The 22,071-nt window shown below is 40.9% G+C and carries 16 protein-coding genes and 2 pseudogenes; 8 read left to right on the plus strand and 10 right to left on the minus strand.

The window, feature by feature from the left end; translation table 11 throughout:
* The first annotated feature begins 1,408 nt into the window (after nt 1-1,408).
* Nucleotides 1,409-3,552: pseudogene (locus IQ230_RS14615) on the plus strand (DUF4132 domain-containing protein).
* A gap of 1 nt (nt 3,553) precedes the next feature.
* Here the strand turns inward: IQ230_RS14615 and IQ230_RS14620 are convergent.
* The 5 genes from IQ230_RS14620 to IQ230_RS14640 all read right to left on the minus strand — a co-directional run bounded on the left by IQ230_RS14620 (nt 3,554) and on the right by IQ230_RS14640 (nt 9,422).
* The gene (locus IQ230_RS14620; RefSeq protein ID WP_228054950.1) at nt 3,554-4,867 is read right to left on the minus strand and encodes a bactofilin family protein; all 1,314 of its coding nucleotides are present in this window, start codon (nt 4,865-4,867) and stop codon (nt 3,554-3,556) included.
* 32 nt (nt 4,868-4,899) lie between these two features.
* Nucleotides 4,900-5,445 (minus strand): DUF3122 domain-containing protein, encoded by a 546-nt coding sequence (locus IQ230_RS14625; protein ID WP_193932696.1) that lies wholly within the window; start codon nt 5,443-5,445, stop codon nt 4,900-4,902.
* Between the two features lie 151 nt (nt 5,446-5,596).
* Nucleotides 5,597-6,124, minus strand: coding sequence for a universal stress protein (locus IQ230_RS14630; protein ID WP_193932697.1), 528 nt, complete (start codon nt 6,122-6,124; stop codon nt 5,597-5,599).
* 81 nt (nt 6,125-6,205) lie between these two features.
* A complete protein-coding gene (gene ppsA, locus IQ230_RS14635; protein WP_193932698.1) occupies nt 6,206-8,638 on the minus strand; it encodes a phosphoenolpyruvate synthase in 2,433 nt (810 codons plus the stop codon).
* A gap of 130 nt (nt 8,639-8,768) precedes the next feature.
* A complete protein-coding gene (locus IQ230_RS14640; protein ID WP_193932699.1) occupies nt 8,769-9,422 on the minus strand; it encodes a Uma2 family endonuclease in 654 nt (217 codons plus the stop codon).
* Nucleotides 9,423-9,563: 141 nt separating this feature from the next.
* Between IQ230_RS14640 and IQ230_RS14645 the strand changes: the two genes are divergently transcribed.
* Complete coding sequence (locus IQ230_RS14645) at nt 9,564-10,262, plus strand: ATP-dependent Zn protease (protein WP_193932700.1); 699 nt, start codon at nt 9,564-9,566, stop codon at nt 10,260-10,262.
* 207 nt (nt 10,263-10,469) lie between these two features.
* Here the strand turns inward: IQ230_RS14645 and IQ230_RS14650 are convergent, their stop codons facing one another.
* Nucleotides 10,470-11,450 carry a GGDEF domain-containing protein gene (locus IQ230_RS14650; protein ID WP_193932701.1) on the minus strand — a complete coding sequence of 327 codons (981 nt, stop codon included), beginning with the start codon at nt 11,448-11,450 and terminating at the stop codon, nt 10,470-10,472.
* Between the two features lie 583 nt (nt 11,451-12,033).
* On the opposite strand from IQ230_RS14650, the gene leuS reads away from it, so the two are divergent.
* The 5 genes from leuS to IQ230_RS14675 all read left to right on the plus strand — a co-directional run bounded on the left by leuS (nt 12,034) and on the right by IQ230_RS14675 (nt 16,841).
* Nucleotides 12,034-14,610, plus strand: a complete 2,577-nt coding sequence (leuS, locus tag IQ230_RS14655; RefSeq protein ID WP_193932702.1) for a leucine--tRNA ligase — start codon at nt 12,034-12,036, stop codon at nt 14,608-14,610.
* A gap of 81 nt (nt 14,611-14,691) precedes the next feature.
* Nucleotides 14,692-15,009: a hypothetical protein gene (locus IQ230_RS14660; protein ID WP_322742419.1), complete on the plus strand. Its 318-nt coding sequence runs from the start codon at nt 14,692-14,694 to the stop codon at nt 15,007-15,009.
* Complete coding sequence (locus IQ230_RS14665) at nt 15,000-15,239, plus strand: DUF2283 domain-containing protein (protein WP_193932703.1); 240 nt, start codon at nt 15,000-15,002, stop codon at nt 15,237-15,239. The genes IQ230_RS14660 and IQ230_RS14665 overlap by 10 nt, the downstream gene beginning before the upstream one ends.
* Nucleotides 15,240-15,254: 15 nt before the next feature.
* A complete protein-coding gene (locus tag IQ230_RS14670) occupies nt 15,255-16,157 on the plus strand; it encodes a UTP--glucose-1-phosphate uridylyltransferase (protein WP_193932736.1) in 903 nt (300 codons plus the stop codon).
* 36 nt (nt 16,158-16,193) lie between these two features.
* On the plus strand, nt 16,194-16,841 hold the full coding sequence (locus tag IQ230_RS14675) for a Uma2 family endonuclease (RefSeq protein WP_193932704.1): 648 nt from the start codon (nt 16,194-16,196) through the stop codon (nt 16,839-16,841).
* Nucleotides 16,842-16,854: 13 nt separating this feature from the next.
* Here IQ230_RS14675 and IQ230_RS14680 read toward each other — a convergent pair whose 3' ends face one another.
* Complete coding sequence (locus tag IQ230_RS14680; protein ID WP_193932705.1) at nt 16,855-17,745, minus strand: GNAT family N-acetyltransferase; 891 nt, start codon at nt 17,743-17,745, stop codon at nt 16,855-16,857.
* A 90-nt stretch (nt 17,746-17,835) separates the two neighbouring features.
* The gene (gene purH / locus IQ230_RS14685; RefSeq protein ID WP_193932706.1) at nt 17,836-19,365 is read right to left on the minus strand and encodes a bifunctional phosphoribosylaminoimidazolecarboxamide formyltransferase/IMP cyclohydrolase; all 1,530 of its coding nucleotides are present in this window, start codon (nt 19,363-19,365) and stop codon (nt 17,836-17,838) included.
* Nucleotides 19,366-19,898: 533 nt separating this feature from the next.
* Between purH and cysE the strand changes: the two genes are divergently transcribed.
* On the plus strand, nt 19,899-20,687 hold the full coding sequence (gene cysE / locus IQ230_RS14690; protein WP_193932737.1) for a serine O-acetyltransferase: 789 nt from the start codon (nt 19,899-19,901) through the stop codon (nt 20,685-20,687).
* Nucleotides 20,688-20,690: 3 nt separating this feature from the next.
* Here cysE and IQ230_RS14695 read toward each other — a convergent pair whose 3' ends face one another.
* Together IQ230_RS14695 and IQ230_RS14700 are read right to left on the minus strand one after the other, a co-directional pair.
* Entirely contained in the window at nt 20,691-21,257 is a 567-nt protein-coding gene (locus tag IQ230_RS14695; protein ID WP_193932707.1) for an Npun_F5749 family FMN-dependent PPOX-type flavoprotein, read from the minus strand.
* 64 nt (nt 21,258-21,321) lie between these two features.
* Nucleotides 21,322-22,010: pseudogene (locus IQ230_RS14700) on the minus strand (Uma2 family endonuclease).
* Between the last annotated feature and the right edge of the window lie 61 nt (nt 22,011-22,071).

Consider the following 22,071-nt stretch of genomic DNA (forward strand, 5'->3'; position numbering starts at 1 on the left):
CTGGTGTCGGAGACTGAGCAAAGATTATGAGGTTTTACCTGCCACTTCTGAGGCGATGATTCAAGTTGCGATGATTCGTCTTATGTTGAGACGATTGGTATAGTCTTTGACTTTTCAGACATCCTCTTAGAGCGTCAGTATTTAACCGTATCAGAAATTACTAAGCAAGCGGAACAAGGAGCAATACGCTTTCCCTCAAAGCCATGTAATACACTTCAAATTGATACCGGAACAGAAGTAAAAAAAGCGCTACATGCGTTTAATAATGGAGTATTCATTATTTTAGTAAATGGTCAGCAAGTAGAAAGCTTAGAAGCAAAAATAACGTTGAGTCAAGAAACAAAAGTTACGTTCTTGCGGTTAATGCCATTGGTAGGTGGTTAATACGATTGTGGATTGAAGAAAGTCTGAAGAAGCTTTAAAGGTATAAACTATGGAAATACCGACCTCGCTGCAAGAAAGAGTAACATTATTTGAACGAGAAATTTCTCGTCTATTTGTAGATGTATGGCAAATAGATCAGATTAAAAATTACCAGCATTTGTCTACTCAACAAGGAATCTACGAGTTGCTATTTAGGGATGAAATGGCAACATTGAGAAATGCGGAAATAATGAATATTCCTAGTGGGCAGATAGTTTTTGGTTGGAGTGTGCCTCACAATTTTGGGCAATTATCTATATTAGTACAAAGAAGTTTAGAGCAATTAGCAACACACTTGCCAATAACTGAATTAGGTAACTTGGCAGCTGATACGTATTTTAATCCGATGCTTTGGCAGAGTTGCTACATAATCAATGTACCACAGTATCAAGCTGTGGTAGAAATCTTAACTGCCTGCTTGATTGAATTTACTCCATTTGATATGTGCGATCGCTTAGCAAATAGATTGACACAAATCCTGGCAAATCCCTTTTATACCAACGAAGTCGAAATTAAACAGCGTCAGAGGATTTGCTATGTTCCTGATTTGTATCTAACACCAACTCTAGAGGATTGCTTAGCGTTACTACTAAAGCTACCGCCATCTTCGCAAAATATACATCTAGTTGAACAACTTGTGCTTGGAAAATGGGATTTTGGACCTTTCGATCCTTCTGGCTACTTTGGGAAAATGTACTATACTCCTCAAGGTTTTCCTTGTTACAACGATGATGCCAAGTCTCAACAGCAGCAATGGCAATTCAACTTTGATGCATATGCATACCCATATGATTTTGACAGTTGTAAATCAATTCGGGCATATCAAATTTATGGACGTGGTTTCTACACGCAATCAAACAAAGGACTTTGCTATTACTTTCCACACTTGATGAATCGTTTGCATGAATATGGACGTTTCGGCTATACAGAATTTTGTCAAGCTGTACAACATCTACCGCTAATTTTTCACGATGCTTGTGAATTGATGGCTGATGGAGTTGTTACTCCTTTTCACGCGCAACTTAGCGATCAATTTAGCCGAGTAATTTTAGAATACTGTGACAAATTAGTAGGGGAAACAGCCCAAAACCTTTCAAAAGAAAACTACTACATCTTGACGCGAATTAAGAAACTTCAAGGCAGTCATTATTTATTAGAAGCTGTTAGGCAACATAGCATTTATCAAATTGGCAAACTTGTGTATCCTCACGCGAACAAGTATTTTAGGAATCCGAACAAAATTAAATGGCAAGATGGAATTACTAGGGCTGTTATTAACTTGGCACAGGCAGCCGATACTGAACCAGAATTACCCACAGATCGTCAAGTACTTATTGCTCAGTTGCAAAGATTACCTTTTACTTCATTAAAATATTTACTACCGATTGCTCAAAATAGCCAGAATGTATTGTGTGTAGCTTTGGGTTGGGATGAGGCATTACCTCTGATAAATATACTGAAAATTGTTAAACACAACATTACCGATACATTTAAAGTAGAACTTGATTTGAAAACAGTTGCTACGCTGAGAAGTGCTTTTGTAAAAGCTGGGGATTTAGGACGCGAAATTTGGACGCTATGGCGTGAAGCTAAAGTTTTTGATAAGAATACTGTGTTTTTAATTGAGGCGATCGCAGGTTGGAATCGTACAGAAATTGAACAGGCGCTAGCCCAACGTAAACAACTTGCTATTAAAGCTTATGGTTTATTACCTCTAGAAGGAGGACAAGAAGAAGTTCTAGAACGTTATTTATTTCTACAGCAGTTTCTCAAAGAAAGCAAAAAATTTGGTGCAGAAAAACAGGCAAATGAACAAATAGCAGTCCAACAAGCTTTAGCTTATTTGGCACAAGTCGCTGGCTATCCCAACGCGCAACGCTTAGAGTCGATGATGGAGGCGCATTTTAACCAAAAGATAGCACCAGAAACGTGTCATTGGTCAATTGGTGAATATCAAGTAACAATCGCTTTAAAGCAAGCTGATGTGCAACTTAGCGTACGCCGAGGCGATCAGTTACTTAAGTCTGTGCCTACTGTTGTTCGCCAAAGTCAAATCTATACCGAAATTAAAGCAACAGTGCAGCAACTGCGCAATCAGATGACGCGTTTTCGCCGTCATTTTGAGGAAATAATGGCAACAGGACAGCCGTTAAGCTATGAGGAACTAACTGTCTTTAGCCAAATCCCGATCGCACGGAAAATGTTGAATCAACTTGTTTTATTGACGGAACAAAGCTGTGGCTTGTTTGTGACTGATGCTTTAGCAGTACAAGGTTTAGATGGCAAATTGATACCATTACAAAATCAAAGTTATATTGCTCATCCGTATCATTTTTTTCACAAAGGTGAATTAGCGGCATGGCAACAAGAAATTTTTCGTCAACGCCTTGTACAGCCTTTTAAACAAGTATTTCGCGAACTTTATTTGGTGACACCTGCGGAACAAGAAACTTATAATTATTCATATCGCTTTGCAGGACATAAATTAGAATCACGGGTTGTTGCAAGGCTATTACAATCGCGGGGTTGGCAGCTTGGTTATGGTGAATATCCTATACCGTTTAAAGTCTTTCCAGAATTAGATTTAGTTGCCTATTTTGAGTTTCAAGATGCGAGTTACTATTTATCTGCATCAGAGGAGATTACAAGCGATCGCATTTACTTTCAAGCCGATCAATTTATTGATGGAACTTTGTTACCGTTAATTGATATCCCTCCAATCATTTTTTCTGAAGTGATGCGTGATGCTGATTTAGTCGTTACGGTAGCACAACGCGAAGGAGAAACACATTTATCTCAAGAGACTTATCAACGACACGGGGATTTAATTAGAACACTAATAGCTGATTTGGGTTTAGCAAATGTCACTGTTGCAGGACATTTTGCGCAGGTACAAGGAAAATTAGCTTGCTATCAAGTACATCTTGCTAGTGCAGCAATTCACATTAAACCAGGTCATTATCTTTGTATTGTTCCAGATCGCTGGGAAAACGACAGAAACTTTTTTTGCCTTTTAGCGATGGTGGCGATTCAAAGATCAGCGAGGTTATCAGTAAGATTTTACTACTGGCAAATGATGACAAAATCAAAGATAAAAGTATTCTACATCAGATTCAGATGAGGTTGTAATTTATACTGCTATTAATTGATCTTCCTTTGGCGTGCGATCGCGTTTGTTGCGTATCCAAATCCACAATGCACCCAAGCCAAGAAAGATTGTCGCTAAATGGAGTAAGCCACCTATGAGGGGGATTGCAGTCAAAATCACAAATACGAATAAACCCACGATAAGAGAAACGAAACGCCTTGATGATGTGTTTGGTTGCAGTTTCTGCATCAGCCAATATCCACTTAGCAAACTGACGATAATTTGAGGCACAAAGGTAGCAAATAAAAAGAAACTAACGAATAAGGCAAGGTTAGCGAGTGTTCCTAAACCCATAATTGGAATAATGAGAATAGGTAAAGTGACAGCTGATAAGGCTGTAAGAACAAACGTCACAACAGCGATCGCGAACGCTATGATTCCTACTAAAAGAAGACTCACAATTCCCCACCCTACACTTGGTAGAGGTTTAGAAGATGCGATCGCTGCTAAGCGTTGAATCCAAGATGGTACAAATTTGAGTAATAGCCATCCTACCAATACTAAAGCAAGTAAGTACTGCAACTGCTGAACAATGATTGCTACCGGATTTGGTGCTACTGTTTCTGCTTCTGGTAATGCTTCGCGGATAACACCCCCAGCAATTTGTGCTTGCTGACTAATATTCGCGACATCAGGAGAACGATATGTTAAATTGCTACCAATTTGCACTGAATCTGCTACCGTTAAGCCAGCGCGTAATTGGGGCGTTGGAACTGGTGGTTGAGGAAAAAAAGGCGGATAAGCTTCAGGTGCATCGCCTTCTGCACCCATTGTGACATTGACATTACTACCAATACTACTACGCAGTTCTAATGCTGCCATACTTCCGATGACATTTCGCCCGACACTCCCCGCTAACAGTGCTTGCCATCCTGTAAAAGCTAAATCGCTTGCTACTGTACTACCAGCAACACTTTCAAAACTCCAACCCGCAGCGACAACATCATCTCCAATACGTGCATTTGAACTCAACTGTGTAACTTGACTAACGACTCGGAGATCGTCATTGACAGCGCCATTGATGACAACTGCTTGACCTGCAGCTAAGAGATCGCCTTGAACTGTACCATTGATGGTAATTAAACGACCAGCCGCTACAAGATCGCCGTTGACAGTGCCATTAATTGTAATTGTCCTACCAGCAACATAGAGATCGTTGGCAATCACTTCATTCGCACCAATAATCACTTGATCTTTGCTGCGACTTGCTAACGACCAAACTGGGGTAACAAGAAAGAGTAGCAGTAGTAAAGTGCAGAGAAATCCTGTGATAGCAGTACGCCATTTATGCCTCATAATTAATTTCTCCAGTGATTTTACTAATGCACCTATGCTTTAACAGCAACTTCTTGCCATTCCTGCACGACAAATCGTGGAACAGAAATACGAATGAAGCGATCGCCAACTAAAGGTAAACTCAGTTGTAGGGATTCTGTAGGTAAGTTTGGCAAAACATCTTTGAAATCATATTGAGCGATTGTTGGTGCAGGCGCTTCGTCTAAAAACACATCATTTGCGGTTAAAATGTCGCCTGTAGGCGTTGTAATTTGGAGTGGTTGTGGATGAACTAACTCTGCAACTCCTGGAAATCCTACTAGCCTCAAATTAATTAAAGCTGCTTGCCCAGATTGCACTTGTTTAAATAAAATGACCTGCCAAGAATTTCCTGAAGAATCTGTTAATCTTTGCTGAGAACGATAAAGTATTTCTCCTGGTGCTTCAATTTGATTCACAATTGCAAGTACTGGCTGTGATATAAAAGTTCCTATACCTAAGAATATAATTATTGTCCATATTCCTAGTAATAACAGCCAAAGCACAGTTTGTAAAATATTTTGGTACAATGACCTTCGTTTTCTTCTCAAACGAACCATTGTTTTTCTCCAATACTGTTAATATAGTTTGCAGATTTTGCCTCGCATTTATATCCGATAAGAAATTAGTTATTCTTTACTCTGTGCCTCTGTAGTTCAAACATAAGTAACTGCGCTAGTAGGGAACTAGCAGCAGTTTTGAAATTGAGAACTAAGATAATGCTTCTACTTGTTGCTTCTGACTGTCTTGAGGACTTTCTTTACTAACAGATTGAATCGTCAAAACTGAAGCAGAAGCGTGATGAAGAACATAATTACTCACACTACCAAGAAACAACTCTTTTAGACCAGAATGACCGCGCCTTCCTAGGATAATTAAATCAGCATTCCATTTACGTGCATAGTCACAAATCGCGCGACTAGGAGTACCAAAAACCTGCTCAAAAGCAGCTTTAACACCTACACGAGAGGCTTGTTCGCTGCGATCGCGTAGCATCTCAATTCCTTGTTGTTCAAACTCCCGCCATTGCTGACGATGCAACTCGGCAATTTCACTGCTTAAACCAGGATAGTATTCTTCTCTCATCAAAGAAGTATCTGGACTTCCTTGTTCCTCTGGAGAAAGAACGTGCAACAACATGACATTGGCATTCGTTGCTTTAGCCACATCAATTGCTTGTTGAAAAACTTGTTCGCCCATAGGAGAACGATCGAGTGCAACGAGAATTCTGGTATACATAGAAACGCTCCTCAATGAAATTTTGTAGTAGTGTAATAGAGGTCAGATGTCAAAGATCAGAGTTAACCAGTTATTGGAATTTTATGATTTGACTTCTATTCCTTCCACTGCGGCAATTTGTAGTAGATTTTTAAGTACAGAATCAGGATTGAGGCTAATTGAATCAATTCCTTGCTCAACTAAGAAACGGGCAAATTCGGGATAATCGCTGGGTGCTTGACCGCAAATACCAATTTTGCGATTGTGTTGTTTCGCAGTTGCGATCGCCATTTGAACTAATTTTTTCACGGCATCATTGCGTTCATCAAATAAATCTGCAACCATTGCTGAATCGCGGTCTAAGCCCAATGCAAGTTGGGTCAAATCATTAGAACCAATCGAAAAGCCATCAAAAACTTGGCTGAATTCCTCGGCTAACAGGACATTGCTAGGTAGTTCACACATGACATAAACTTGTAAACTGTTTTCACCTTGTACCAAGCCGTGTTTTACCATCTCCGCTAAGACTCGACGTCCTTCGTTTGGAGTGCGACAAAACGGAACCATCAAGATGACATTTGTCAAGCCCATTTCTTCACGGACTTTTTTGATAGCCTGACACTCTAAAGCAAAGCCTTCACGGTAGCGATCGCTATAATATCGGGATGCGCCCCGCCAGCCAATCATAGGGTTTTCTTCTTGCGGTTCAAAATCGCGTCCACCCAAGAGATTGGCATATTCATTGCTCTTAAAATCTGATAGCCTGACGACTACAGGTTTTGGGTAAAAAGCTGCCGCAATTGTTGCTACACCTTGCGCTAACTTATTCACAAAGTATTGCGGTTTATGTTCATATTGCGAAGTTAATGTGGCAATTTCATCTTTAATGGCATCTTCTGGAAGTTCATTAAAGTGAATCAATGCCAACGGATGCACCTTAATATGGTTAGCGATAATAAACTCCAACCGTGCTAATCCGACACCATCATTAGGAATTGCAGCCACACCAAACGCTTCTTGCGGATTACCCAAGTTAATCATGATTTGCGTGCGGGTGCGCGGTAAATTTTCCAGCGTTACTTCTTGAACTTTATAAGGTAATATGCCTTGATAAACTTTACCTTCTTCACCTTCAGCACAAGAAACTGTGACTTCTTGACCAGTTTTCAACAAACTAATTGCATTACCACTACCAACGATCGCCGGAATTCCTAACTCGCGGGCAATGATTGCAGCATGACACGTCCGTCCGCCTTGGTTGGTGACAATCGCACTTGCTTTTTTCATGATCGGTTCCCAGTCAGGATCGGTTTTATACGTCACCAAAACTTCTCCCGCTTTAAACTGATCGAGTTTGTGAACGTCTAGAATCACGCGGACTTTTCCTTGACCGATTGCTTCGCCAATGCTGCGTCCTGTCACGAGGACTTGACTGCGTTTTTGCAGCGAGTAACTTCGCAGTACATTCTGATGTTTTTGTGACTGCACCGTTTCAGGACGCGCTTGGACAATAAACATTTCTCCTGTCATCCCGTCTTTCGCCCACTCAATATCCATTGGTGTGAAAGTTCTTCGCACTTGGGAATAGTGATTTTCAATCAAGCAAGCCCAACGCGCCAGTTGCAAAACTTCCTCGTCGTTAAGGGCGAACTGCGTGCGATCGTCAAGGGGTACAGGGACGTTTTTTGTTTGTTTAGAACCACCAACATCGTAAACAAGTTTCAGTTCTTTTGTCCCAATGCGCTTTTCTAAAATCGGGCGGAAGCCAGCTTTTAAGGTTGGTTTAAACACCAAGTATTCATCAGGGTTAACCATTCCTTGGACGACATTTTCCCCTAACCCGTAAGCAGCAGTAATCAACACTGCGTCTTTAAAACCAGATTCAGTATCAATCGAAAACATCACTCCCGAAGCAGCCATATCCGATCGCACCATTTTCTGCACGCCGACAGAAAGTGCAACATCTAAATGATCAAATCCTTTGATTTGGCGATAGGAAATTGCCCGATCTGTAAACAAGGAGGCGAAACATCGGTGACAAGCGTCGAGAACTGCGGCTAATCCGTGGACATTGAGATAGGTTTCCTGTTGTCCGGCAAAACTTGCATCGGGTAAATCTTCAGCAGTAGCGCTAGAACGCACCGCAACATCGGTATCAAAACCGTAACGCTGACACAAATGATTGTAAGCAGTGGCGATCGCTTCTTCTAGTTCTGTGGGAAATGAGGTTTGCAAAATTAAGGAACGTGCTTGTCTACCTTTTTGTCGTAGTTGGTTGACATCTTCAATATCTAAATCTGCAAACAATTTACCTAATTCTGCTTCCAATCCAGCCGACTGCATAAAGTAGCGATAAGCCGTTGCGGTGGTAGCAAAACCACTGGGAACGTTAACTCCTTGGTTGGATAGTTGCTGGATCATTTCTCCTAGGGAAGCATTTTTACCACCCACCAAGGCAAGATCAGCTAAGCTAACTGTATCTAGTTCCAACACGAAATCTTGCTTACCAGCAGTTTGAGCAACCGTATGCAACATCAATCAACTTCCTCTTAGCATTAGTTAGTTTTCGTGAGAAGCTTTTGTGGAGAACTCGCGATTTACTTCTCATTCCTACATCTTTAGTTATAGGAAAACAACTTGAGGAAATTGTGAGGTTGCGTTAACCTTATTGTTGATTTAGCGTCGCAATCAACCACCGACTAATTGCCCCGTCGTCTTCAGTTTGAGAACGCTTTAAAGCTTCTTCTACTAAATCAATATCTAGTTTTGGTAACACTTGTGATTCGCGAATGAAATGACTTTGCGTTGGTGTTAAACAACTTGCAATCACTTTACCTGCATTGACATCAACAACCCAGTATTCTTGTACGCCCATGCGTTGATAAAGCTTTTGTTTACGATTGCTATCGTCTTCTAGGGAAGAAGCCGCAACTTCAACCACAAGTGTCGGTGGATCGAGTTCATTTAAGTTTACAGGTGCATTGTTGCGTGGCGGAAATCTCAAGTTTTTTCCAACATAGTATGCGATATCCGGCTGGGCTTCTTGCAATCCAGCTTTTCTAAAACTGGTGTTTGTCAATTCTTTAGTTGCAATGTTCTTGATTGCTGCATACAAAACAATCACTGTAGAAACAATTGAATTATCTTGACCATGCGCAGAACCTAATGGCGACATTTCAATCCTCATGCAGCCTTCATCGTAGTAAAATCTCCCACTTACCAAAGTCGGATCGTCCGCAAACGTTAGAAAATCTTCCCAAGCTGCTGCTACCCAGGTGTCAGTAGGAACGGTGTTTAAGACTGGAGGTGGATTAACCATCGCTGTAATGTTCCAGTATTGTCGAATATTAAATATGTTACTTCAATAGAGCCTTTCTCTATCGCTGTGTTCTTGAACGCCAAACCTCTGCAAGATAATCTAATAATTAAGAATCGTTACAATTAGAAATAAAATCACACCATGAGTCAAACTGCGCTTAATTTAACGGCGATCGCCATATTTTTAACGACAATGACGACTTTGCTAGGACCAATATTCAATGTATCTCCTACGCTACCAGCGATCGCAACTTTTAGCCTCTTAGGGCTTGCCACCTTAGATAGTTTCAGCTTACAAGGTAAGGGTGGTACTTTAATATTAGACTGGTTAGCAAGTTTTTCTCCCCAACATCGCGATCGCATTATTCGCCATGAAGCTGGACACTTTCTTGTCGCGCATCTTTTAGGCATTCCGGTTACAGGCTATGCTTTAAGTGCTTGGGAAGCTTTAAAACAAAAACAACCAGGACAAGGTGGGGTAAGCTTTGATGATACCGAAGTCGCATCTCAACTTGCACAAGGCACAATCTCAGCTCAATTGTTAGATCGTTACTGTACCATCTGGATGGCAGGAATCGCTGCAGAAACCTTAGTATACAATCGCGCCGAAGGTGGTGCTGACGACCGGCAACATCTTCATAGTGTGCTTTCATCGTTGGGATTTTCTGCTGCGAGTGTAGAACTGAAGCAGCGATTTTGTAGCTTACAAGCGTGTACCTTACTAAAACAAAATTGGGCAACGTATGAAGCTTTAGTTACTGCAATGCAAAAACGGACTAATGTTGCTGAGTGTAGTGATTTAATTGATTCATTAACACCACAATCAAATTTAGTTGGTTAAATACTTATTTAAGTAGTCAGTGAGGAGTGAATATTCAATAGACCTCCAGCATGAATAGAAGATGTCCTACGACTGAAGTCGGGGCTATCCAAGCAAAGTGTACCTTCTTACATTAGAATAAGACTTTTAGCAGTCAGTCCACGAAGGTGGACTTTGTTTATAGTGTGCGAATTCATTCGCCCAGCATTCTAGCCATTAACAATGTAGTTAGTCTGTGCAATCAACAATACAGTCTCTGCCAGCAGCTTTAGCTTGCAACAAATATTCGTCAGCGCGGGCTAACATCTGTACGCCTTCAGGATCGTCTGAGGCTCTAAGACAACTTGTCCCGATACTGATTGTAATAGGAATTGCCAAATTATTGTCAATGACAAATGGTTGCTCACTCACAACGCGTTGCAATCGACGAGCAACGACTGATGCGTCTTGACAGTTAGTATTATGCAGCAAAATCACAAATTCCTCACCACCGTAGCGAAAGGGAATGTCGTTTGATCGCAAGTTATAGCGTAAGCGCGAACTCAGTAATTTGAGAATGCGATCGCCAATCAAATGTCCGTAAGTATCATTGACAACTTTAAAATAATCGACATCTAGCATCAAAATACTTAAAGGAATTTTGTAGTTTCGGCTAGTTCTAATTTGGCGAACTAAATTACTTTCTAAAGCGCGTCTATTATTGAGTTCTGTCAAGGCATCTATATATGCGATCATTGATAGAACATCATTTTTTTGAATCAGGTCGCGGTATTTTTTTACCTTACGTAAACCAACTTGAATATGGGCAAGTAACAAACGTGTAATTGGTTGCAACTGTTTATCTAAATTCAAATCATCTGGTAGCCATACATAAGCATCAGCAGCTTCTTCTAATGCTGTAGCAGTTGCATCAAATTCCCAATCCCAATTTGCACGCTTTCTTTCTTCGATAAGTTGTGCGCGATCCTCGACGAGAATGCAATATATCCACGATAAGGGTGCTTGCTGTTTCAGCCATTGGCAAAGATCTAAACTTTGCTCTAAGCCAGCCTGTACCAGAAGAATATCTGGTGGTCTAACCTCAATCCAATTTTGCGCTTCGTTGACATTAATAGCAAATTCTACAGTAAAGTCTTTTCCATGCCGAATCTGGTATGGCAGCTTGTCAAAAAAATCTTGTCCGCCAACAGTCAGGATTGAAGAGTGCATGGTAACGCTATGTGCTCAATCTCAAATATGTAGCCTTTAGTACTCATAAAATGTATTTGCATTTACCCTAGTTTTAATTTTAAAGTCACAATTTTTACTGTTGTTTATAATTTTATTTGAAATTGCTTGCGTATATTTCATATCATGTGGCATTCTTAGTTATTCATAAGTGCTTGGTATTTCACCTATCGTCTTGTCTCATTGTTTGTAGAAAAACAGTCTCTTCATCCATATTTATTAATCATTAAACTAGGAGATCGCTTCTGAACAGTAAGTAATAAATTTAATTATATTACCTACGTATTATCACCCATAAAAAAATAGTATCACTCAAAAGACTATACTTTTGTCAAATCTTTATGCTTGTTATATCAACCATTTAAGATTTTAAAAAAAATTAAGAAAAATAGGGAGTGCGAAAAAGTGAGAAAAGGTCAGAAATAAAGTCAGTAAAGTGTTAGTGACACAAGACGAAATTGTATAAATACTCAGTATTTTATCGTATAGATCTATACATATATACTAACTAAGTAACTTTTGGTTCTGGCAAAGACCTTTATTTGCACCGAGAACCATCTAAAATATGGGGACAGAGACAATAACAGGAGTGACTTTCGTGGAGTCGCGTTACAACCCCGCAGCAATCGAGGAAAAGTGGCAACAAATTTGGGCTGATCTTGGTTTAGATAAAACTCAGACAGATAGTGCTAAGCAAAAATTTTATGCGCTATCAATGTTTCCCTATCCATCGGGTAGCCTGCATATGGGTCACGTTCGTAACTATGTGATTACGGATGTTATTGCCCGACAAAAACGGATGCAAGGATATCGGGTATTACACCCCATGGGTTGGGACGCTTTTGGTTTACCAGCAGAAAATGCAGCGATTGATCGCGGAATACCGCCTGCAAAGTGGACGTATCAAAATATTGTCCAGATGCGATCGCAATTGCAACGCCTAGGCTTATCAATTGACTGGGATCGCGAAGTCGCCACCTGTTCGCCTGAGTATTACAAGTGGACGCAGTGGATTTTTTTACAATTTCTCAAAGCAGGACTTGCATATCAAAAAGAAGCCGCAGTCAATTGGGATCCGATCGATCAAACTGTTCTCGCCAACGAACAAGTAGACAGCGAAGGGCGATCGTGGCGCAGTGGTGCGAAAGTTGAACGCAAATTATTGCGTCAATGGTTCTTGAAAATTACTGACTACGCCGAAGAATTGTTGAATGATTTAGATAAGTTGCCAGGATGGCCCGATCGCGTCAAGTTAATGCAAGCGAACTGGATTGGTAAATCAATCGGTGCGTACTTGGAATTTCCCCTTGTCGATTCGGATGAAAAAATCGGCGTTTACACAACACGCCCTGATACTGTTTATGGCGTCACGTATGTTGTCTTAGCACCCGAACATCCTTTAACAAAGCGCGTCACCACGCCCGAACAGCAAGCCTCAGTAGAAGCATTCGTGCAAGAAGTTGCAAACCAAAGTGAATTAGAACGTACCGCCGAAGATAAACCGAAGCGGGGAATTCCCACAGGTGGTAAAGCAATTCATCCTTTCACTGACGAAGAAATTCCAATTTGGATTGCGGATTATGTTTTGTATGAATACGGTACTGGTGCAGTGATGGGAGTTCCCGCCCACGATGTGCGTGATTTCAAATTTGCCCAAGAAAAGAGTTTACCAATCAAAGTTGTGATTGTTCCTGAAAACGGAGATGCATCAACACTAGCAGCATATACAGAACCAGGAATTGTGGTAAATTCGGGTGAATTTGATGGCATGATTTCTACGAATGCGAAAGAAGCGATCGTCAAACACGCCGAGAAACATGGTTTTGGTAATGCACGAATTCAGTATCGCCTGCGCGATTGGTTGATTTCTCGACAGCGATATTGGGGCGCACCCATTCCAGTAATTCATTGCCCTAACTGTGGCATAGTCCCAGTTCCCGATGAAGATTTACCTGTAGAGTTGCCAGAAGAAGTTGAATTTACAGGTCGTGGTGGTTCGCCTTTAACGCAATTAGACTGGGTAAATGTGCCTTGTCCAACTTGTGGAACACCAGCCAAGCGGGAAGCTGACACGATGGATACATTTATTGATTCGTCGTGGTATTACTTGCGTTATCCTGATGCAAGAAACGATCAACAGGCGTTTGATCCAGCAAAAACGAATGACTGGATGCCAGTCGATCAATATGTAGGTGGTATTGAACACGCAATTTTGCACTTGTTGTACTCGCGATTCTTTACTAAAGTGTTGCGCGATCGCGGCTTATTAAACTTCGACGAACCTTTCCAGCGTCTATTAACTCAAGGAATGGTGCAAGGAATAACCTACAAAAACCCTGTAACTGGTAAATACATTGCACCCGCACAAGTTGATCCTAACGATCCTAAAGATCCCGAAACTGGCGAACTGTTGCAAGTCTTCTATGAGAAGATGTCTAAATCTAAATACAACGGCATTGATCCTGAAGAAGTCTTAGCTAAGTACGGTGTGGATACTGCACGGATGTTTATTTTGTTTAAAGCACCTCCAGAAAAAGACTTAGAGTGGGAAGACGCCGATGTTGAAGGACAATTCCGCTTTTTAAATCGCGTTTGGCGTTTAGTCACCGATTACAGCAATCAACCAGCAGTTGCGAGTCAGCAAGCATTAACCAAACCAGAAAAAGAACTGCGACGGGCGATTCACACTGCAATTAAAGCTGTGAGTGAAGACTTAGAAGGCGAATATCAATTTAATACCGCCGTTTCTGAGTTAATGAAATTAAGTAACGCACTTGCTGATGCACCGTGTAAAGACTCGGCAATTTATGCTGAAGGTATTCAAAGTTTACTAATATTGCTAGCACCTTTTGCACCTCATATTGCTGAGGAATTGTGGCACAGTTTAGGTAACACCGAATCAATTCACATCCAACCTTGGTTGAAATACGATGAATCAGCCTTAGTCGCTGACGAAATCACGTTAGTAGTTCAAATCAACGGTAAAAAACGCGGTGACTTACAAGTACCCGCGCAAGCTGACAAAGCTGAACTTGAAAAGTTTGCCCGCGAATCTGAAGCTGCGCAGCGTTACATCGAAGGTAAAGACGTAAAAAAGGTCATTGTTGTACCTGGAAAACTTGTCAACTTCGTCGTTGGATAAGATATTTTCAGCGTAGAGTGATGAACTAAGTAAGCTGATATAAGTGCAGAGTTTTTATGCTCTGCCTCTTTTTTACCAATTGTGCATTTGATCTTGATGGTTGCGATCGCCCACTCCAAAAATAATATCCCAATTCGACTACCAGACGAGCGGTGGCAACACATTCTTGAAGAACATCCCGAACTTGTTGACAGCAAAACAAAACTTCTTGAAGTGATTTCTCAACCTAAATGTATTCTAGAAGGTAGAGAAGGCGAACTGTTAGCTATGCAAGAAATTCAGCCAGGAAAGTGGTTAGTAGTCGCTTACCGAGAACTCATTAACGATGGATTTGTCATTACAGCATTTTTGACGTGCCGTCGTCAATACTTAACTCGCAGGAGACAAATATGGCCTTAGCTAGTATTGATGTTAATCTATACATAAAATTAGTGACTAATATTAAACATCTTCCTTCCCAAGATTTTTATCTATCTTACGATGCTGAAGCAGATGTAGTATATATTAATTTCCAAAACCCTGCTGCAACTGCTGATGACAGTGAACTTACAAATGATGATATTATTATTCGCTACAACAAGCATGAAGAAATCATTGGTTTAACTATTTTACACGCTAGTAAGCGTTAATGAATGCTTGAAAATATGCAGATAAATTATCCCAAAAAAATTCGCAAAGCAGTAATTCCCGCAGCAGGGTTCGGAACTCGTTTATTCCCAGCAACCAAAGCTATTAAAAAAGAACTCTTTCCGATTATTGATAAAGATGGAAGAGCAAAACCTGTGATTCAACTTATTGTAGAAGAAGCGGTCAACGCCGGAATTGAAGAAGTTGGTATCGTTATACAAACAAGCGATCGCTCTCTTTTTGAAGATTTCTTTAAATCCCCACCTAAACACGAACTTCTGCAAAAATTATCACCACAAAATCAAAAATATAGCGAGTATCTCCAAGATTTAGGTAGTAAAATAACAATCCTGACGCAGGATACACAAGAAGGCTATGGTCATGCAGTATTTTGTGCTAAAGAATGGGTAAATAACGAACCTTTTCTATTAATGTTAGGCGATCATATCTATGACTCTAACACTGAAAAATCTTGTACTGCACAAGTTTTAGATATTTATAACCAAGTTAATCAAAGTACAATCGGCTTAACAATAATGCCAGCAGAAATGATTCATAAAGCTGGTTGTATTGCAGGTAATTGGCAACACGAGTCAATTCTTATTGTTACGCAAGTTTATGAGAAACCCTCAATTGAATATGCGCGTCAGCACTTACGTGTAGAGGGAATACCGGAAGACGAATTCTTGTGTATCTTTGGTTTATACGCATTATCACCAAAGTTGTTTGACTTTTTAGAAGAAAATATTAGGAATGACATGCGCGATCGCGGCGAATTTCAATTAACATCTGCACTCGATCAACTACGAGAAGCCGAAGGAATGACAGGCTACATTGTTGAGGGACATTGTTTTGATACAGGAATGCCTGATGCTTATCTGCAAACTATGATTAATTTCAGAAAGAAAACTGATTCTTAATGTATATACTTAAGCGTAGATTACTTTGGTTTATCAATGTATTTGACAATTACTAAAGACAACATTGACTTGCCACTAGGTGCAGAAGTAATCTTACGTCACCAATCTTGGATAGACTACCAAGAGTTATTAACAAGTCGTCAAGATAAAGCAGCAATTAAAATCTATTTTGACGCAACAACGCACGAGATTCGCATCATAGCACCTTTGCCCGAACATGGTAAGAAATCTGATACTCTTTCAGATTTAGTAAAGAGTCTTTTGCGTCACCTAAGAAAAGATTGGGAAAGCTTTGATTCAATTACACTAAAACGGTTTGAAAAGAAAGGAGTAGAACCAGATGCTTGCTTTTATATTCAAAATCGTGAAGCAATCTTAGGAAAAGAAAGAATTGATTTAGAAAGCGATCCGCCTCCTGATTTAGCACTTGAAATAGATTTGACATCATTTACAAAGTTTGAAGATTACACGGCTATTGGTGTTCCGGAACTTTGGATCTACCGCAATCAAACACTGAATATTTATCTTTTTGATGGGCAGCAGTATCGAGAAAGCTTAAAAAGTTCACTATTTCCAACGATTCCTGTCAAAGAACTGATTCCCATATATGTAGAACGTGCTTGGAATGCAGGTTCTAGTGTTGCCTTAAGAGAATTTGAAAACATTCTGCGAGAGCAATATTAGCGACGATCGCACTTCAACAACGCGCAGAACGCGGTAACATAAATTCCTTACCTTCAGCTGCAAACTCACCGCGTACCATCAAAAATGCCTCGTCTAGTACGTGGGGAACAGCTTGAAAATTTGCATTTAGGCGATCGGGACTAAAGTATACTATAATTTCCTTAATAGGTTGGGAAATTCTTGCCAAAATTGCATCTAATGTGGGAATATTCGTTCCTACCAAATCAAAAAGCTTGAGTTGAGTATCTTCAATTTCCATACAAATCATCACATCTAAATCTTCTGCATAGTACAGAGGACGAGTTGCTTCATTGACACAAAATAAAGCTTTCTCCTGCTGTGGTAAAACTCCGACAATATTTGAGACAGGGGTACGAGTTTCTAAAAGTCGATGCAGTAGTTTGACATCGTTTGAGTTGGAAAAATTTAATAGTCGCAGACGATCGCTACTTCCTATTGAATCACACTGCGTCACAAACTTGTGTTCTTCCACGACACGAAAGCCAAAAGTTTCATATAATTCAGGTTGTGATGTTGTGAGGACTAATGTTTCATAACGGCGATCGCAATAATCCAGCACTTCCGTCATAATTTCCCGATAATATCCCCGCCGACGATATTCAGGATGCGTTGCAACAGCGTGAATTCCTCCTGCCGTCACACTTTCGCCCATAATGTTGAGTGGAATTTCTAAAACGCCGACGTGTGAAACCGCGATGTCATCGTGAACCCGCATAAACGGAGTAGAAGCAGTCTCCCAAGGTGCGCCCAGTTTTCTTGCAGATTCGACTAAGTTGCTGATATCAAAACCAAAACTAGAAAATACGGTTTCTAGCAATGTAAACAATCGTTTGTATAAAGTGGGATCGCAAGAAAAGGACTGTTGAAAGTATTGTTGATTCATAGTTTAGCCGATAATCCCTTTAGTAGTATTCAGTTTATACTACATATACTACACAGTATTATTATGAATTCCGGCAATGCGTACGCAGTTTTAGTGCAAAAAGTGGCGTATTCCTGTAAATACCATCACTAAGCCTAAATCATTCGCCGCATTAATTGAATCTTGATCGCGCATACTACCACCAGGTTGCACAATCGCAGAGATTCCCGCAGCAGCAGCAGTTTTTACCGAGTCATCAAACGGAAAGAAACCATCACTTGCTAAGAATCCACCCTTAGCTTTTTCTCCGGCTTGATCTAAAGCAATTTGCACTGAACCAACACGATTCATTTGCCCTGCACCAACTCCCGCAGTCGTGCGATCGCGCGTAACAACAATTGCATTCGACTTGACGTGCTTGCAAACTTTCCAGGCAAACAATAATTCTGCTAATTGTTCTGGTGTCGGTTGCTTTTGTGTTACAACTTGCCACTTATGAGTATCAGCAACAACATCATCTGCTGCTTGTACCAAAAATCCACCTGCAATAACTTTGACTGTTTCTTTTGGTCCTGCACTCAAGTTTGGTAAAATCAAAACACGCACTTTAGATTTAGCTGCTAATATCTCCTGGGCGTCTGCATCACAACCAGGTGCAACCACACACTCTAAAAATGTCTTCGTTAACTCTGTTGCTGTTGCAGCATCAATTGAGTGATTTAGAGCAACAATTCCACCGAAAGCCGAAACTGAATCAGCATTAAAAGCTTTAGTATAAGCTTCTACAAGAGAATCTCCCAAGGCAACACCACAAGGATTTGTGTGCTTAATAATCGTTGCTGCTGGTGTATCTGTAAATTCAGTAGTAATTCGCCGCGCTGCTTCTAAATCGACTAAGTTGTTGTAACTCAGTTCCTTTCCCTGAAGTTTCGTAGCTGCCGCCCATCCACTTGCAATAGCACCACTTTGATACCAAACTGCCTCCTGATGCGGATTCTCCCCATACCGCAAAGCCTGCACTTGTGTCCCCTCAAGTGTATAGTGTTGTGATAATTCCTGACCTCTCAAATAAGATGCGATCGCCTGGTCATACCCCGATGTATGAGAAAATGTCTTAATTGCACATTCTTGGCGAAACTCTAGAGATGCTTCGCCATTGTGTTGACGTAATTCTTGTAAATAAGCATCGTAGCTTGCGGGGTCACACAATACTGTGAGGTAAGCATAATTCTTTGCTGCTGCTCTGAGCATAGCAGGACCGCCAATATCAATTTGTTCAACGGCATCTGCTAAGGTGACATCAGGTTTAGCGATCGTCTGTTCAAAAGGGTACAAGTTAACAACAACTAAATTGATCGGGCGAATCTGATTATTTTCTAAATCTGTTAGATCTTGTGGAACATCACGACGCGCCAAAATACCGCCATGAATTCGTGGATGTAACGTTTTGACTCTTCCACCCAAAATTTCAGGTGAACCAGTGTATTCAGCCACTTTTGTTACTGGTAATCCTGCATCTTTCAATACTTGAGCTGTACCACCACTGCTGATCAGGTCAAAGCCAAATTCTGCAGCTAAACTCCGCGCAAAATCAACCAACCCAGTTTTATTAGATACACTCAGCAGTGCCAAACGCGCCATATGCAACTTCCTTATTTCTGAATTAAAAATGATACCATTTTTTATAGCTCAAAGATTCATATCTAGTCACTGGCATCCAAGCTCACTCTTCATTCTCCAAAGCACCAAAACAACACCAGTGCTACCGTACCCCAAATCAGCATATTAGGTAAATGCAACTCTCTAATAAAAGTTAGCGGAGTTAAAACAAAGATTTCAGTTATCCAACTTGAAGTAAGAAGCAAAAACAGGATTAATAAAAATGGCGGCATAAAAGTTATATATTTTGGCAAGCAACATTTTTCCACAGCAGCGATCTGCCGAAGGCACGGGCGTTTCGCCATCGCACCCAGTTGTAATCCTAAATTATTTGCGAAGACCTCTCCTTATCTCTTTGCTCTGTATCTTCGTGGTAGCCTACCTACGTTAAACAAGAATTGTCACAAGTCAGACAGGGCTATTGCTGCTCTTCTCATTTTAAATTTTTAATTACCAAGCTACAGAAAACGCTAAGATAAATTGTGAAATGTTTTGCCTACGATGGGTATTTTAAGGTGTTCTCTACCCTGCTTGCTGACTTTCAAATTATTTTCGAGCGCGATCCAGCAGCACGTAACTGGCTGGAGGTGTTATTCTTCTATCCTGGCTTACAAGCAATCTTATTACACCGGATAGCACACAAGCTCTATAAAATAGGTATTCCCTTTATTCCTCGTTTGATCTCTTTTATAGCACGATTCATCACAGGAATTGAGATTCACCCAGGTGCAGTCATTGGACAAGGGTTTTTTATCGATCATGGCATGGGAGTTGTGATCGGAGAAACCGCAATTATTGGCAATGATGTTTTGCTCTACCAAGGTGTTACGCTTGGTGGTACAGGTAAAGAAAGCGGCAAGAGACACCCTACAGTAGGTGATAATGTGGTAGTTGGTGCTGGTGCTAAAGTTTTAGGTAATATTGAAATTGGCAACAATGTGCGAATTGGCGCAGGTTCAGTAGTACTACGTAATGTCCCTTCTAATTGCACAGTTGTGGGTGTGCCAGGACGTGTTATCTATCGCTCTGGAGTCCGTGTCGATCCTCTAGAACATGGTAGTTTACCAGATTCAGAAGCAGAAGTCATTCGTGCTTTGGTTGATCGGATAGAATCTTTAGAGCAACAAGTAGAGCAATTACAGCACAAGCAAGCTCCTGCACCTGTGTATCATATCTCGATTGCTACAGAAGATGTCAGTGACGCAACCGAAAACGAACATAACAAGATACCAACAACTCAAGGTGCAGCTTGTCAATTAAAAAACAAAGCAATTCAAGAGTTTTTAGACGGTGCTGGAATTTAAACTTTAAGGATTGATTTCTTGAGTAGACCAAATGCAATCGCTACTGCGAGTATAAAGATATCTATTCTGTGGTTCACCACGTAGTTTTAGGTGATCTACCTCGATAGGTTCGAGTAGTAACAAACAAAAATGCGGTAGAGGTTGCGTTGCATCTGGTGGTGGAACATCAAATCCTGTGTTTGCTCTTGGTTTCCCAGGATGAGGAAATGCAAAGAGTAATCGCGCTGCGTCGCTAATTTCACGCCAGGTATCTTGACGTGCTTGTTGTAGAGTTGTGTCGGGGTGATCTTCGCCGATTAAATTCAAGTAACCACCAATGCGAAATTGTTCGCGGGTATCAACAAAGTACCAACAAGCTTCCGCCCAAGGTTGATGTGCTATTTGTTCGGGTTTTTGCGTACGTGCATCGACGATAAATTTTAATTGATCGGTATCTTCAAGAAAACCGCGAAAGACAACAGTACGATTCGCAGGGCGATTATCCAAGCGCACCGTTGCAAGTTGTAAGTAGCGAGACGGTTGCGGATTTTTATGCAAAGCACGCGCTAGAGGCGATCGCCAAGGAGCCACAATTTTATCTCCAAATACGTTTATCTAATGCCATCATGCCCTAACAAACAAGTAATAACGTATTTTAAAGACTATCAGGATCAATTCCCATTTCTAGTAGACGTGCTACTAATCGTTGCACGCGTTGTTCAGCTAAATTTGCGCGATCTCTTTCTTGCTGTGCTACTTCTTCTGGGGTAAGTAATCGCTTTCCTGCCTCATCGTACCAATAAAGCCATTCTCGCCTCCAGCCTTGATGTGTGCCTTGTTCTCGCCCTATCCCTAAGCCAATTTCTGGTATCCAACACAGTTCATCAGTTTGTAGCACGTACTGACCATCAACCAAGCGATAACCCTCCAAAGCTTTCCGTTTGTGGCGTTTGCCTCTCTCTGGAGCATAACTAACATAGTACAAAATCCCTAAGGGAGCATAATCAATTTTTTTCTGTTCGTACTCGCCGCTGTAGGTTTTGGAAACGACTTCTAAAGCTAAAACTGGTACTTTGTTGTCTTCTTCCCACAAAACATAGCTTAAACGCCCTGCTTCGCCAACAAAGCAATCGACACCCAAACTCAAGAACCCATCAGGGACAATTGGTGGTTCTCCTGGGTTGTAGTAAATTCCCATATCAACACCAAAGAACCAATCGCTGCGATTTGCCCAGATCAACGCTAATATTGCTGCTAAAAGATTGGGAATCTGTCCACCGGCGTGTCGTCAGAATCAGGCAGTTCAGCAGATGTGGGCAATTGCCGTGGGTCGTACTGTACCATAACCGCCTCTGCAAAAATGTTGAGAAAAACGTACTTGCATCAACGATTGTAGCTTGGTGGA

The sequence above is a fragment of the Gloeocapsopsis crepidinum LEGE 06123 genome (assembly GCF_015207655.1).
GTDB lineage: Bacteria > Cyanobacteriota > Cyanobacteriia > Cyanobacteriales > Chroococcidiopsidaceae > Gloeocapsopsis > Gloeocapsopsis crepidinum.